Raw genomic sequence first — 14,852 nt, 5'->3', positions numbered from 1 at the left:
GGCCCGCTGCCGGGCCCCGCCGCGAGCGTGCGAACGGTGGGGGCAGAGGTGTCCCCTCCACCCCGGGGCGGCGCGGGGACGACCGTCCCCGCCGCCCCGGGCGCACGCGTCCCCGGGGCCGTCCCGCTCAGGCCGGGGTGGGCGCCGTCTCCTCGATGACCGTCGGCAGGCAGGCCCAGACGTGCTTGCACCCGTCGTCGACGTACCAGCCGTGCGCCACCGACAGCCGCGCCACCAGGTAGAGCCCCAGCCCGCCCTTGGACGGGTCCCGGCCCACGGCGGGGGCGGGCATCGTGTGGGGGTCGCGGTCGCAGACGTCGAGCAGCCAGCCGCCGGTGCCGGCGACGACCGTGACCACGACCGGTGAGAGCCCGTGCCGCAGCGCGTTGGACGCCAGCTCGTCGAAGGCCAGGACCAGCCGGTCGGCCGCCGGGTCCTCCAGGTCGCGCGGGAAGCCGATCGAGCCGAGGTGGTCCCGCAGGCCGGCGCGGGCAGCGGGCAGCTCGGCGACCTCGCCGAGGTCCCAGCGCCATAGATCACCGCGCCCGTCGGGCAACGGCCGCAGCGGCCACGTCAGTCGGCCCATGTCCTCTCTCCGTCGTCGTCCCTCTGTCTGGAACGTCATCGGGGTGCCCAGCCGGTCCGTCCCCCAACCGTGTGTGCCCGGCCCGGAGCGGATCGCCAGGTGCGCCGGGGACCCCTCCGGGCGAGTCCTGCCCGGCCCGCACCCCTCGGCGGAACGGCCTCGGCCGCGTGGGCACGCGCATGCGGCAGCATGTGTCCCCGTGACCCCGGACGGCACCGCCCCGCCGCCGCGCGACCTGCTCGTGGCCGCCGTCGAGGGCATGGAGCGGCCGCTGTTCGTCCTGGACGAGGCCTGGCTGTTCACCTACGTCAACCCGGCCGGGGCCGCGGTCCTCGAGCGCACCGTCGACGAGCTCGTGGGCCGGGTGATCTGGGAGGCGTTCCCGTGGGCCGTCGGCGGCCCGTTCGAGGAGCTGTACCGGCACGTGCGGGCGACGGGCGAGTCGGGCACCACCGAGGCGGAGTCCGCGCGCCTGGACAGGTGGTTCCGGGCCGACGCCTTCCTGACCGCGGCCGGCCTGGTGGTCACCTTCGACGACGTCACGCAGCGCCGCCGCACCGAGGAGGAGCGTGCGGCGGCGATCGTGGCGCGCGAGGAGGCCGCCGCGCAGGCCGCCGAGGCCGCGGCGCGGGCCGAGACCGCGGCCCGCCACCTCGTGCTGCTCGGTGACATCAGCCAGGCCATGACCGCGACCACCGACGTCGACGAGTCCGTCGGGCGCTTCGCCGCCCTGGTCGTGCCGCTGCTGGCCGACTGGTGCCTGGTCAGCGTCGTCGACCCCGACGGCACCCGGCGGGACGTGGGACGGGCGCACCGCGACCCCGCCATGGTGCCGGCGGTGCACCGCTACGCCGACCGGCGGGTGCGCAGCAACCGGCCCGCGGCGCCGGTGCCGACGGCGCTGGCCAGCGGCCGGCCGGTGGTCATCCCGCAGGTCACCGACGCCGACGTCCGGGCGATGGTCGCCGACGAGGAGAGCCGGGCGGCGCTGGCGCCCCTGCGGCCCTCGGCCGTCGCCACCTTCCCGCTGCTCGCCCGCGGCGAGCCGTTCGGCGCCTTCACGCTGGTGAACGGACCCGGGCGCGGGCCGCACACCGGGACCGAGCTGCGCACCGCCGAGATCGCCTCCCGCCGGGCCGCGCTCGCCCTGGACAACGCCCGTCTCGCCGGCGCCGCCCAGCAGGTGGCCGAGCGCCTGCAGCACAGCCTGCTGTCGCCGCCGGTGCAGCCCGACCACCTCGAGCTCGCCGTCCGCTACCGGCCGGCGACCCGCGGGGTGTCCATCGGCGGGGACTGGTACGACTCCTTCCTGCAGCCCGACGGCGACACCGTGCTGGTGATCGGCGACGTGATGGGCCACGACATCGAGGCCGCCGCGGCGATGGGCCAGGTCAAGACGCTCGTCCGCGGCATCGCCTTCGACCGCTTGGAGGCGCCGGCCGAGGTGCTGCGCCGGGTGGACCACGCCCTCGTCGGCCTCGCGGTCCCCGCGATGGCCACCGCCCTGGTCGCCCGCGTCGAGCAGGACCCCGCCGACCGGGCGGCGGGGCTGCGCCGGTTGCGCTGGGCGTCGGCCGGACACCCCGACCCGGTGCTGCTGCTGCCCGACGGGACGGTCCGCGACCTCAGCGCGCCGGTCGGGCCACCGCTGGGGATCGGCTGGCGCGGGCGGCGCGCCGACGGCCGGGCGGTGGTGCCCGAGGGCAGCACGCTGCTGCTGTTCACCGACGGGCTCTTCGAGCGGCGCGGGGTCCCGCTCGACGAGGGCCGCGAGCAGGTGCGGCGGGTGGTGTCGGCGGCGGTCGAGCGGCCGCTGGGGCAGCTGTGCGACGAGCTGCTGGGCGCCATGCTGGGGGAGGGGGCGGAGGACGACGTCGCGGTGCTCGCCGTCCGGGCGCACCCGGCCACGGGGGAGCGGCCGGCCGAGGCCGGCCCCGAGGTGCTGCCCCCGTCGGTGGGCCGCCCGGCCTGAGCGGCCCGGCCCGGCGGGCGGCTCAGCGCGCCGCGGCGGCCCGCACCTCCTCGGCGACCACGGCGACGCCCTGGTCGGCCCACAGGACGGAGTAGTGGTTGGTGTCGGGGACCTCGCGCGCGGTGATGCCGGCCGACTCGAGCCCCAGGCCGGCCAGGCGGACCTCGTCGTAGAGCCCGGGGGTCTGGTCGAGCAGGCCCCGGCGTGCCCACAGCAGGGTCGCGGGCACCGGGAGCGAGCCGGTCGCCTCCAGCACCCGCTCGTTGAGCAGGACGTCGCCGCCGTCGACCCGCACCGCCTCCGGGACGCAGGCGCTGCGCAGCGGCTCGGCACCGGGCACCAGGTCACGGGCCAGGTAGGCGGCCACCGAGGGGACGTCGACCCAGGGTCCGACGGCGGGGTGCCGCGCCCAGAACGCCCGGACGGCGGCCAGGTCGGGGAACGTCATCGCCAGCCGGTCGAGCGCCGGCCCGAGGACGGCGGAGAGCTTGGCGTCGAGGTCGGCGCCCGGCGGCTCGGGCAGTGCCAGGCCGCCGTCGACGAGGACCAGCCCGTGCACCCGGTCGCGCGCCGGACCGGCCGCCGCCATCGCCGCGACGAAGGCGCCCATCGAGTGGCCGACGAGCACGGTGGCGTCGGCGCCGGTGTCGCCGTCGGCACCGAAGCGGTCGAGCACGACGGCGACGTCGGCCGCGTGCCGCTCCAGGCCGTACGGACCGGGCAGCCCGGCCGAGCCGGCGCGCCCCCGCAGGTCGGGGGCGACCACCTCGAACTCGCCGGCCAGGGCTGCGGCGACGCGTGCCCAGGCCATGGCGTTGGCGGTGATCCCGTGCACCAGGACGGCGATCGGCGCACCGGGCGCGTCGGCCGCCCAGTGCAGGGCCGACAGCTCGCCGCCGTCGACCGGGACGCTGATCTGGACGGGGTCGCGCACCTCGGTCACGGCTCCACCCTGCCGCCGCCGGGCGCCGCGCGCAGGTCAGGGCGCGCCGGGTCGCACGACGGTGCAGCGGTCCCCGCGACGATCAGGTTCCCTGATCATCCCCGCGACCATCGCCGTGCCGGGGCTCAGTCGGGGTGGCGCAGCAGGTAGCGGCCGAAGTGCGGGACGGTGAAGGCGATCTGCCCGCGCTCGGCGGAGTAGACCAGCCCCTTCTTGATCAGCGAGTCGCGCGCGGGGGACAGCGACGCGGGCTTGCGGCCGAGGGTGGCGGCGACCTCCGACGTCGCCACCGGGGCACCCGCCGGCCCGCCGAGCTCGGCCATCGCGTGCATGTACTCGCGCTCGGCGGGCGTGGCCCGGTCGTAGCGGGAGCCGAAGAACCCGACGGCGAGCTCGGCCTCGGCCACCGGGGCGGCCATGGCGACGTCGGCGGCGGTGATGGGGGAGGCGGCCGCCACGTCCCAGGTGACCTTGCCGTAGGCCTGCACGAAGTAGGGGTAGCCGTCGGCGGCGCCGTAGAGCGCGTCGAGGGCGGCCGGCTCGAACTCGACGTCCTCGCGGGCCGCCGGCGCCAGCAGCGCGCGGTCGGCGGCGGCGCGGTCGAGCCGGTCGATGCGCAGGTAGCGGAACAGCCGCTCGGAGTAGCTCTTGGACGCCGACAGCACCGCCGGCAGGTGCGGCAGGCCCGCGCCGACGACGATCAGCGGCGCGCCCTGCTGCGACAGCTCGTGGCACGCGGCGCAGACGGCCGAGACGTCGCCGCTCTGCACGTCCTGCATCTCGTCGACGAACAGCGCGATGCCCCTCCCCACGTCGGCGGCCAGCCCCGCGGCGTCGGTGAGCAGCTCGACCAGGTCGATCTCCATGTCGCCGGAGTCGGCCCGACCGCTCGACGCCGCGACGTCGATGCCCGGCTGCCAGCGGTCGCGGAGCCTCGCGGCCGTGCCGTCCCCACCCACCCCGCGCTGGGCGAAGGCCTTGAGCGTGCCGAGGACGGCGTCCATGGAGTCCTGGTCGGGGTGGCGCAGCTCGCGCAGGGCCATGTGCAGCGCCGACGACACCGGCCGGCGCAGCGACTGCTCGGGCCGCGCCTCGATCTTGCCGGTGCCCCAGCCGCGCCCGATCGCCGCCGAGCGCAGCTGGTTGAGCAGCACCGTCTTGCCCACGCCGCGCAGCCCGGTGAGCACCAGCGAGCGCTCGGGCCGGCCGCGGGCGATCCGCTCGAGGACGACGTCGAAGGCCGACAGCTCGTCGTCGCGGCCGGCCAGCTCCGGAGGGCGCTGGCCGGCGCCCGGGGCGTAGGGGTTCCGCACGGGGTCCACGTCGAGCACCGTATGCAGGCCTCTACCCCGGTTCGTAGAGCCGCCTAGACAGCCCGATCGTGTCGGAGGACCGGAGGCGCGTCGCCACGCTCGGTGCCCGCGTCGCTCGTCGTGGGCAGGGCGCAGGCCGTCGTGCTCCCGGGCAGGCGCATCCGGTTGGCCGCGACCACCCGGTAGACCACGCCGGCCAGCGGGGCGACCGGCCGCAGCTGCAGCACCCGGCCGAGCAGTGCCCACCCGGACCCGGCGGCGCGCAGGGCGGCGGCGACGGCGGGCGCCCCGCCGAGGACCTCGCCCACGGGCGGCACCCACAGCACCTCCCGCCGGGCGCGGGCCGCGGTGGTGCCCACGGCGGCGAGGTCCGCGCCCTGCCAGGGGACGACGGCGCACCCGGCGGGCAGCACGCGCCGGGCGAGCGCCGCCGAGCGGGTGCAGAACCCGCAGTCGCCGTCGAAGACCAGGGCCGGTCGCTGCACGGCGTCCCCTCTCCTCGTGGGTCCTCGTGGGCACGGTAGAGCGGAGGGCTCGTGGCGCGGGCCGTTGACGCCCGCCGCGCGCCACGCCAGCGTGCCGGGCATGGACGACGTCGTCACCACCGAACTGCTGGCGCTGGAACGCCGTGGGTGGGACGCCCTGTGCGACGCCACCGGGGCGGACTTCTACGGCGAGGTCATGACCGACGACGGCCTCATGGTCCTGGCCGACGGCTCGGTCATGGACCGGCCCACCGTCGTCACCGCGCTGGCCTCCTCGCCGCCGTGGCACCGCTACGTCCTCGACGACGTGCGCCTCGTGCGCGCCGGGACGGACGCCGCGTCCCTGGTCTACACCGGCACGGCCTGGCGCGACGAGGCGGAGCCGGGGTTCACCGCCGTGATGAGCAGCCTCTACGTGCGCGACGGCGGGCGCTGGCGGCTCGCGCTGTACACGCAGACGCCGGCTCGAGCGCCGTCTGCGGGTGTCCAGCGATGACGCCGGAGAGCTCTGGAGAGCCCGGCACCCAGGGGACTGCCAGGCGCGGCCACTAGCCTGACGGCGTGATCAGGTTCGCGCTCAAGGTCGTCATCACGGCGTTGGCCTTCTACGGGCTGACCCGCCTGCTGACGGGCATCGACGTCGTCGGCAACGAGGACGCACCGCTCGGCATCACCGGCACGTTCCTGTGGGTGGCCCTGCTGTTCGCCCTCGTCAACGCGGTGGTCGGCCCGATCCTCCGGTTCCTGTCCTTCCCGGCCATCCTGCTGACGCTGGGCCTCTTCCTCGTGGTCGTGAACGCGGCGCTCCTGGGGCTGACCGCGGCCATCTCCGACCGGCTCTCCGTCGACGGCTTCGGCACGGCGGTCCTCGGCGGGCTGGTGCTCGCCGTGGTCGGCTGGGCGGCCGACACCGCCCTCGACCGCCGCGGCTGAGCCAGGACCCCTGCCTGCACCACCCGCAGGCGGAGCGAGCGGCGGCGCGCCGGGTGGGGCTGCGCCGCGATGACGGGCACCACCCCGCGCACTAGCGTGCCGGGCATGGCCAGCACGTCCGGCGTGGACACCGCCGTCCCAGGACGACCCGACGACTCCGGCGCCACCTCGCCGGCGCAGCCCGTCGCCCCACCCGAGCCTCCCGCCCCGCCCGAGCTCGTCGCGCTCGAGGCGGCCAACGACGAGAAGCGCGCCCTGCTGGAGCAGGCGGCCGAGGCCGCGGCCGGCACCCTGGACGAGGAGCCCGGGCTGCCCGCCGGGTGCGGTGCGGCCGACATGCCGGCGCTGCTGCAGCGCTACTACTGGAGCGAGCCCGCCGCCGAGGTGGTCGGCCACGAGCCGGCCGACCTCGCCGGCCTGGCGCTGCGCCACCTGCGGGTCGCCGGCGTGCGCCCGCAGGGCTCGGCCACCGTCGTCGTCGAGCGGGTGACCGACGGCCGGGGGCTGCTGCTGGTCGTCACCGACGACATGCCCTTCCTCGTCGACTCGGTCACCGCCGAGGTGGTCCGCCAGGGCGCCGGGCTGCAGCACGTCGTGCACCCGGTGGTCGTGGTCCGCCGCGACGTCACCGGTGCGCTGCGCGCCTTCTGCGACAGCGGCGGCTCGGAGGCGGCCGACTGCGGCCCGGACGCGCTGGCCGAGTCCTGGATCGCCGCCGTCCTCGACGGCCCGCTGGACGACGAGGCCGCCGCCGACCTGGTCGCCGGGCTGCGGACGGTGCTGAACGACGTCCGCGCCGTGGACGAGGACGCGCCGCGCACCGCCGCCCGCGCGCTGGAGCTGGCCACCCGCCTGGAGGAGCAGGGGTCGGTCGACACCCCCGACCCGGCCGACGACCCCGCCGAGGTCGCCGCGCTGCTGCGCTGGCTGGCCGACGGCAACTTCGTCTTCCTCGGCGCCCGCGACGTCGAGGTCGGCGGCACCGTCCGCGCCGTCCCCGGCAGCGGCCTGGGCGTGCTGCGCAGCGACGCCGGCCCGGCGCTGCCCGAGGCCCCCGGCCGGCTGGGCCCCGCGCTGGTCACCGTGACCAAGGCCGACATCCGCTCGACGGTGCACCGCCGCGCCTGGCTGGACCTGGTCGCGGTCACCCTCCCGGCCGACGGCGACCGCCCGGCCCGCCAGCACCGCCTGGTCGGGCTGTTCCCCACCGCGGCCACCGCCGCCGGCGTCCGCGACGTGCCGGTGGTCCGCCGCCGGGTCGCCGAGGTGGTGGACCGCTCCGCGGTGCCGGCCGACAGCCACACCGGCAAGGTGCTCGTCGACGTCCTGGAGACCCTCCCGCGCGACGAGCTGTTCCAGGCCTCGGCCGGGGAGCTGCTGCCGGTCGCCCTCGCCGTCCTCTACCTGCAGGAGCGCCGGCTGACCCGGCTGTTCCTCCGCCGCGACCCCTACGGCCGGTTCTGGTCGGCGCTGGTCTACCTGCCGCGCGACCGCTACACGACCGAGGTCCGCCTGGCGATGCAGCAGCTGCTGCTGTCCCGGCTCGGCGGCCGCGACATCGAGTTCACCGCCCGCTCCACGGAGTCGGTGCTGGCCCGGCTGCACTTCGTCGTCCGGGTGCCGGTGGGCCGCGGCGGCGTCCCGACACTGCCCGAGGTCGACGCCGAGGCGCTGCAGCAGGAGCTGTCCGCCGTCGCCCGCAGCTGGACCGACGACCTCTCCGACGCGCTGGCCGCCCGCCACGGCGACGGTGCCGAGCAGGTGCTCGCCCGCGTCGCCGACGCGTTCCCCGCCGCCTACCAGGAGGACTTCCCCGCGACGGCGGCCGTCGAGGACCTCGCCCGCCTCGACGCGCTGGCCCCCGGCGAGCTGGGCCTGCGGCTGCGCCGCCCGCGTGGCGCCGGGGCCGCCGAGCCGCGGCTGACCGTCTACCGGGTGGGGGAGCGGCTGCTGCTCTCCGACGTCCTGCCGGTGCTGCAGCACATGGGTGTCGACGTCGTCGACGAGCGGCCCTACGAGATCGACCGGATCGGCGCGCCGCCGGCCTGGATCTACGACTTCGGGCTCACCGCCCCCGGCGGGGAGCTGCCCTTCCCCGGCTCGCTGCCCGAGCGGTTCACCGAGGCGGTCGGCGCGGTCTGGCGCGGTGAGGCCGAGGACGACGGCCTCGGGGCGCTGGTGCTGCTGGCCGGGCTGAACTGGCGGCAGGTCACGGTCGTGCGCGCCTACGTGCAGTGGCTGCGCCAGGCCGGGCTGCCCTTCGGCCAGCGCTACGTCGAGACGACGCTGGCCGCGCACCCCGACGTCGTCGCGCGGCTGGTGGCGCTGTTCGAGACCCGGTTCTCCCCGGGGCGCGAGTCCGGGCGGGCGACCCGGCAGGAGGCGCTGGTGGCCTCGCTGCGGGAGTCGATCGGGAAGGTCGAGTCGCTCGACGCCGACCGCGTGCTCACCAGCCTCCTCGCCGCCGTCACGGCCACCCAGCGCACCACCTACTTCGCGCCGGCGACGACCCGGCCCGCGCCGCTGGCGATCAAGCTCGACCCGCACGCCGTCCCCGACGTGCCCGAGCCGCGCCCGGCCCGCGAGGTGTTCGTCAGCTCCCCGCGCGTGATGGGCGTGCACCTGCGCTTCGGCGCGGTCGCGCGCGGCGGGCTGCGCTGGTCCGACCGGCACGAGGACCTGCGCACCGAGGTGCTCGGCCTGGTCAAGGCGCAGATGGTCAAGAACACCGTCATCGTCCCGACCGGCGCCAAGGGCGGCTTCGTCGTCCGCCGGCCGCCCGCGGAAGGGGCCTCCCGCGAGGAGGTCCTGGCCGAGGGGCAGGCCTGCTACCGGGTGTTCATCGGCGCGCTGCTGTCGCTCACCGACAACCTGGTCGGCGGCCGGGTGGTGCCCCCGCCGAAGGTGGTCCGCCACGACGGGGACGACGCCTACCTCGTGGTCGCCGCCGACAAGGGGACGGCGACCTTCTCCGACCTGGCCAACGCCGTCGCGATCGAGCGCCGCTTCTGGCTGGGCGACGCGTTCGCCTCCGGCGGCTCGGTCGGCTACGACCACAAGGCCATGGGCATCACCGCCCGCGGCGCGTGGGAGTCGGTGACCCGGCACTTCCGCGAGCTCGACGTCGACGTGCAGAGCCAGGAGTTCACCGTCGTCGGCGTCGGCGACATGTCCGGTGACGTCTTCGGCAACGGGATGCTGCTCTCGGAGCACATCCGGCTGGTGGCCGCCTTCGACCACCGGCACGTCTTCGTCGACCCCACCCCGGACGCGGCGACGTCGTTCGCCGAGCGGCAGCGGCTGTTCGCCCTGCCGCGCTCGTCGTGGGCCGACTACGACCCGGCGCTGATCAGCGCCGGCGGCGGCGTGTGGCCACGGACGGCGAAGGCCGTCCCGGTCAGCGAGCCGATGCGCACGGCGCTGGGTCTCGACGACGGCGTCGACACCCTGTCGCCGGTCGAGCTCATCCGCGCCGTCCTGCTGGCCCCGGTGGACCTGCTGTTCAACGGCGGCATCGGCACCTACGTCAAGGCCGCGACCGAGAGCCACCTCGACGTCGGGGACAAGGCCAACGACGCCGTCCGGGTCGACGGCGGGCAGCTGCGGGTGCGCGTGGTGGGGGAGGGCGGCAACCTGGGGCTCACCCAGCGAGGCCGCGTCGAGTACGCGCTGGCCGGCGGCCGGGTCAACACCGACGCGATCGACAACTCCGCGGGCGTGGACACCTCCGACCACGAGGTGAACATCAAGATCGCCCTCAACGGGGTGGTCGACGCCGGCCGGCTCGACGCCGAGGGCCGGGCCGAGCTGCTGGCGGAGATGACCGACGAGGTCGCCGTCGCCGTCCTGACCGACAACCACGCGCAGAACGCGACGCTGGCCGCCGAGGTGACCAACTCCCGCAGCCTGCTCGACGCGCACGAGCGGTTCATCCGGGCGCTGGAGCGCTCCGGCCGGCTGGCGCGCACCGTCGAGGCGCTGCCCGACGATCGCGCGCTGGCCCAGCGGCGGCGCGACGGGCAGGCGCTGACCAGCCCGGAGCTGTCGGTGCTGCTCGCCTACGCCAAGCTCGAGGTCAGCGACGCCGTCCTGGCCTCCGAGCTGCCCGACGACCCGGCGCTGGCCGGGCTGCTGCGCACCTACTTCCCGGCGGCGCTGCGCGAGCGCTTCCCCGAGGCGGTCGACACGCACCCGCTGCGCCGGGAGATCGTCGCCACCGCGCTCACCAACCGGGCGGTCAACGTCGCGGGGGTCACCGGGCTGTTCCGGCTGTCCGAGGAGACCGGGGTCGGCCTGATCGGCGTGCTGCGGGCGCACGCGGTGGCCCGCGCGGTGTTCGAGGTCGACCGGCTGTGGGACGCCGTCCGGCCGCTGGACAACCGGGTGCCCGCGCCGGTGCAGGTGGAGCTGCGCACCGAGGCGACCCGGCTGGCCGAGCGGGCCGCGCGCTGGCTGCTGCGGCTGCCGGAGCTCAGCGGGGAGACGACGGTCGGGCTCGCGGCCGTGACGGACCGGTTCGCCGCGCCCGTGGCGGCGGTGCGGGCCGGCCTGCCGGGGTGGCTGCTCGGCGACGAGGCGGCCGCGCAGACCGAGCGGTCGCAGCGGCTGCAGGCCGCGGGGGTGCCCGCCGCGCTGGCCGGCGAGGTGGCCGCCGCGCCGCTGATGCCCGCGGCCCTCGACCTGGCCGTCGTCGCCGAGCGGACCGGTGCACCGATCGAGCTGGCCGGGCAGGCGGCGCAGGAGCTGGCCGAGCGGCTGGCGCTGGTGCCGCTGCGGGAGCTGGTCATCGCCCTGCCCCGCGACCGGCGCTGGCCGTCGATGGCGCGGGCCTCGCTGCGCGACGACCTGGCCGCCGAGCAGGCCGAGCTGACCGCCGAGGTGCTGGCCGGGCGCGGCGGGGGCGCCGACGCGGCCGGGCTGGTCGAGTCCTGGGCCGCGGGGTGGGACGCGACGCAGCGCCGTGCCGCCGCCCAGCTCGCCGACATCGCCGCGGGGGACCGGCACGAGCTGCCCGAGCTGCTGGTCGCCGTCCGGACGCTGCGGGGTCTGCGGCGCCGCTGAGGACCCGCCCCGCCCGGGAGCGCGCCGGGCGGTGACTGTGAGGAACGGGTTCGTCCCCGTCCTGTGGCGACGCGGCGTCGGTGTGACCTGGTTCACCCGATGTCCACGCGTCGCACGCCGCGCGGTGCGGATCCCCCCGGACGGTGGCCCGGCACCGGGAACGGCTCCCGGGCGGGAGGGACGGTCATGACCAGGTCGAGGACAGGACGCCGGCCGCGGACGCTCGCCGTCGTCGCGGTCGCCGGCGGCACGCTCGCGCTGCTGCCGGTCGCGGGCGCGTTCGCCGGTGGCGGCGGCCCCGGTGGCGGGGACGGGCAGGGCTCCGGTGACGGCGGCGGGCACCCGCGCAGCGTCATCTTCGTCAACGGCGACGGGATGGGTGCCGCCCACCGCGAGGCCGCCCGGCTGGAGCAGGAGGGCTTCGACGGGCAGCTGGCCATGGACCAGCTGCCGATCGCCGGGCTGCAGACCACCGACGCGCGCGACCCGGAGGACACCGTCACCGACTCCGCGTCCTCGGCGTCGGCGTGGGCGACCGGCCAGAAGACCTACAACGGCGCGATCAGCGTCGACGTCGACGGCAACCCCCTGCCCACCATCGGTCAGCAGGCGGAGGAGGCGGGCCTGGCCGGCGGGATCGTGACCACCGCGCAGGTCACCGACGCCTCACCGGCGGCGTTCTTCGCCAACAGCACCGACCGTGCCGCGCAGGACGACATCGCCCGCCAGTACCTCGAGGTCAGCCGGCCCGAGGTCGTCCTCGGCGGCGGTGAGGACTGGTGGCTGCCCGCCGGGGACGAGGGGACCCACCCGCCCCGGGCCGGTGACGAGGAGGACCCGGAGGTGTCCCGCAGCACCCAGGGCGACCTCGTCGCGCAGGCCCAGGAGCAGGGCTACGAGTACGTCAGCACCGCCGAGGAGTTCGCCGCCGCCGACGCCGACCTGCTGCTCGGGCTCTTCGCCAACGAGGAGATGTTCCAGCAGCGTCCCGAGGGGGAGGGCGACGAGTTCGACCCGGTCGTCTCCCTCGCCGACATGACCACCAAGGCCCTCGACGTCCTCTCCGAGGACGAGGACGGCTTCTTCCTGCTGGTCGAGGAGGAGGCGGTCGACGAGATGAGCCACAACAACAACGCCACCCGGATGCTGGAGTCGATGCGCTCGTTCGAGGCGGCCGTCGAGGTCGCCCGGGCGTACGTGGCCGAGCACCCCGACACGCTCCTGATCGTCACCGGCGACCACGAGTGCGGCGGGCTGACCATCGAAGACGTCGACGCGGAGGACGAGAGCGGCCCCGGAGGCACGCTGCCGCAGGAGACCGCGGTCGAGGGCGAGACGGAGTCCGGTGAGGACGGCCCGTTCCTCGTCGCCGGCACCGACGGCGCCTACGACTTCGCGCTGGACTGGACGACGACCTCGCACACCGGCGTGCCGACCGTCGTCACCGCGGAGGGGCCGGGCAGCGAGGAGCTGACCGGCTACTACCCGAACACGCACCTGCACGAGGTCATGACCTCGGTGCTGTTCGACTGACCCCGCGGCCGGCCTGTCGATCACCGGGTGCGTGCCGCTCGCACCGGCGTGCCGGAGCGTGTCGCGTGCACGCACCCGGTGATCGACCCGGCGCGGCAGCCGGAGCGGACACCCCTCGCCGAGAGTCCCCGGGCAGTCGGCGGGAACGCCGCCCGGGCGTCATCCGCCGGACACCTCCGCGGCCGAGGCTGGGCGGGACCGCGAGCCCGCCGCCGGGAGGACCCGATGGACCCGTGCGCCCCGACCACCCGCCGCGGTGCGCTGACGCCGGTGCTCGCCCGCACCGCCGTCCGCGCCGCCACCGCCTCCTGGGGGAGTGACCGCCGCCGGCAGCGCCTGCGGGTGCGCACGTCCGCGGAGGTGCTCACCGCGCGGGGCCTGCGGGTGCGCGTCGTCTGCCCGCCGGTCGCGTGGCCGCGCGGGCCGCGGTTCGTCGTGGCCGACGCCGCCGGCTGGACCGACGTCCTGGCGCTGGCCACCGTCGTCCCCGGCGTCCCGGTGGTCGACGCCGCCCTGGCCGGCCCGCCGCTGCTGCGCGCGCTGGCCCGCCGCGGCGGCCTCCTGGTCGACGACGGCGGCAGCGGTGTCCGCGCCGAGGTGACCGCGCTGCTCCGCCGCGGGGTCGCCGTCACCGCCCACCCCGGCGGGACGGCGGCCGGCGACGGCACCCCCGGCCGGTTCCGCGCCGACGCGTTCACCCCGGCCGTCGAGGCGCAGGCCGCCGTCTGCCCGGTCGCCGTCCGGCGCACCGACGGCGACCTCGTCGAGGTGCGGCTGCTGCCCGCGCTCGGGCCCGGTCGCGTGCCCGGGGTGCTGGCCGCACTCGCCGAGCACGCCCTCGCGCACGTGCTCGAGGCGACGGGACCGGCGGTGCCGATCCCCCCGCCGCCGGTGCGGCGCAGGACTGTCCGCGCTCGGGTGGGGTACGGCCGCACCCGACCGGAACCGACCCGGGAGGGGACGCCGTGCAGCCCGACACCCTGATCGACCGCGACGACGCGGCAGCGCACGAGGTGACGGAGGACGGGACGCGCCGGCTGGACCCGCCCCGCACGGCCGACGTCCTGGACCTGTCCCGCTGGCGGCTCAACGCCCTGCCCGACGAGAACAGCGACGAGGACTGGGACGACGACCGGCAGCTGTTCGACCCCGAGGGGCTGCTGGTCGAGACCTGGCGCGAGGGCTACCCGTACACCGAGCGGATGGAGCGCCGCGAGTACGAGATCGAGAAGCGCCGGCTGCAGATCGAGCTGCTCAAGCTGCAGGGCTGGGTGAAGGACACCGGTCAGCGGCTGGTCATCGTCTTCGAGGGGCGTGACGCCGCCGGCAAGGGCGGCACGATCAAGCGCTTCACCGAGCACCTCAACCCGCGCGGCGCGAGCGTGGTCGCGCTGGACAAGCCGAGCGAGCGCGAGCAGGCGCAGTGGTACTTCCAGCGCTACGTGCAGCACCTGCCCGCCGCCGGGGAGATGGTCATGTTCGACCGCTCCTGGTACAACCGCGCCGGCGTCGAGCGGGTCATGGGGTACTGCACCGACGAGCAGTACGAGCAGTTCCTGGTGCAGGCGCCGGAGCTGGAGCGGATGTTCGTCGCCAGCGGCATCCGGCTGTTCAAGCTGTGGTTCTCCGTCTCCCGCGGCGAGCAGCGGACCCGGTTCATCGTCCGGCAGATCGACCCGGTGCGGCAGTGGAAGCTCTCGCCCACCGACCTCGCCAGCCTCGACAAGTGGGACGCCTACACCGAGGCCAAGGAGGCGATGTTCCTGCACACCGACACGCAGCACGCGCCGTGGACGGTGATCAAGAGCAACGACAAGAAGCGCGCCCGCCTCGAGGCGATGCGGCACGTGCTGTGCCGGCTGGACTACGAGGGCAAGGACTGCGACGTCGTCGGTGACCCCGACCCGCTCATCGTCGGCTCGGCCGCCGACGTGCTGGAGGAGTCCTCCGACGCGCCGGTGGCCCCGCCGCCGCCCCGGTCGGGCCGTCGATGACCTCGTCTGCGGCTCTCTAGGAATCGGGCTAG

The 14,852-nt window shown here is 76.3% G+C and carries 11 protein-coding genes; 7 read left to right on the top strand and 4 right to left on the bottom strand.

The genetic code is table 11. The features are described 5' to 3' along the window. Window positions 1–127: 127 nt before the first annotated feature. On the bottom strand, window positions 128–586 hold the full coding sequence (locus JOD57_RS11760) for an ATP-binding protein (protein ID WP_204692202.1): 459 nt from the start codon (window positions 584–586) through the stop codon (window positions 128–130). Window positions 587–785: 199 nt separating this feature from the next. On the opposite strand from JOD57_RS11760, the gene JOD57_RS11755 reads away from it, so the two are divergent. Continuing rightward, window positions 786–2,558: a SpoIIE family protein phosphatase gene (locus JOD57_RS11755; protein ID WP_204692201.1), complete on the top strand. Its 1,773-nt coding sequence runs from the start codon at window positions 786–788 to the stop codon at window positions 2,556–2,558. Window positions 2,559–2,580: 22 nt separating this feature from the next. Here the strand turns inward: JOD57_RS11755 and JOD57_RS11750 are convergent, their stop codons facing one another. The 3 genes from JOD57_RS11750 to JOD57_RS11740 form a co-directional block, all read right to left on the bottom strand. Beyond that, entirely contained in the window at window positions 2,581–3,501 is a 921-nt protein-coding gene (locus tag JOD57_RS11750; protein WP_204692200.1) for an alpha/beta hydrolase, read from the bottom strand. Between the two features lie 125 nt (window positions 3,502–3,626). Next, window positions 3,627–4,823: an ATP-binding protein gene (locus tag JOD57_RS11745; RefSeq protein ID WP_204692199.1), complete on the bottom strand. Its 1,197-nt coding sequence runs from the start codon at window positions 4,821–4,823 to the stop codon at window positions 3,627–3,629. A gap of 44 nt (window positions 4,824–4,867) precedes the next feature. After that, entirely contained in the window at window positions 4,868–5,299 is a 432-nt protein-coding gene (locus tag JOD57_RS11740) for a thiol-disulfide oxidoreductase DCC family protein (RefSeq protein WP_204692198.1), read from the bottom strand. A gap of 100 nt (window positions 5,300–5,399) precedes the next feature. Between JOD57_RS11740 and JOD57_RS11735 the strand changes: the two genes are divergently transcribed. From JOD57_RS11735 to ppk2, 6 genes are all read left to right on the top strand, one after another. Then, window positions 5,400–5,795 carry a nuclear transport factor 2 family protein gene (locus JOD57_RS11735; RefSeq protein ID WP_204692197.1) on the top strand — a complete coding sequence of 132 codons (396 nt, stop codon included), beginning with the start codon at window positions 5,400–5,402 and terminating at the stop codon, window positions 5,793–5,795. Window positions 5,796–5,860: 65 nt separating this feature from the next. Then, on the top strand, window positions 5,861–6,232 hold the full coding sequence (locus JOD57_RS11730) for a phage holin family protein (protein ID WP_204692196.1): 372 nt from the start codon (window positions 5,861–5,863) through the stop codon (window positions 6,230–6,232). 105 nt (window positions 6,233–6,337) lie between these two features. Further along, window positions 6,338–11,293 carry an NAD-glutamate dehydrogenase gene (locus JOD57_RS11725; protein WP_204692195.1) on the top strand — a complete coding sequence of 1,652 codons (4,956 nt, stop codon included), beginning with the start codon at window positions 6,338–6,340 and terminating at the stop codon, window positions 11,291–11,293. Window positions 11,294–11,479: 186 nt separating this feature from the next. Beyond that, window positions 11,480–12,826: an alkaline phosphatase gene (locus JOD57_RS11720; RefSeq protein ID WP_204692194.1), complete on the top strand. Its 1,347-nt coding sequence runs from the start codon at window positions 11,480–11,482 to the stop codon at window positions 12,824–12,826. A 225-nt stretch (window positions 12,827–13,051) separates the two neighbouring features. Further along, complete coding sequence (locus JOD57_RS11715) at window positions 13,052–13,810, top strand: lysophospholipid acyltransferase family protein (RefSeq protein WP_204692193.1); 759 nt, start codon at window positions 13,052–13,054, stop codon at window positions 13,808–13,810. After that, window positions 13,792–14,820 (top strand): polyphosphate kinase 2, encoded by a 1,029-nt coding sequence (gene ppk2, locus JOD57_RS11710; RefSeq protein ID WP_307824628.1) that lies wholly within the window; start codon window positions 13,792–13,794, stop codon window positions 14,818–14,820. Before JOD57_RS11715 ends, ppk2 begins: the two co-directional genes overlap by 19 nt. The last annotated feature ends 32 nt before the right edge of the window (window positions 14,821–14,852 follow it).

Origin of the sequence: Geodermatophilus bullaregiensis, from assembly GCF_016907675.1 — a bacterium.
Lineage (GTDB): Bacteria > Actinomycetota > Actinomycetes > Mycobacteriales > Geodermatophilaceae > Geodermatophilus > Geodermatophilus bullaregiensis.
This window is presented reverse-complemented; position numbering and strand designations above follow the sequence as displayed.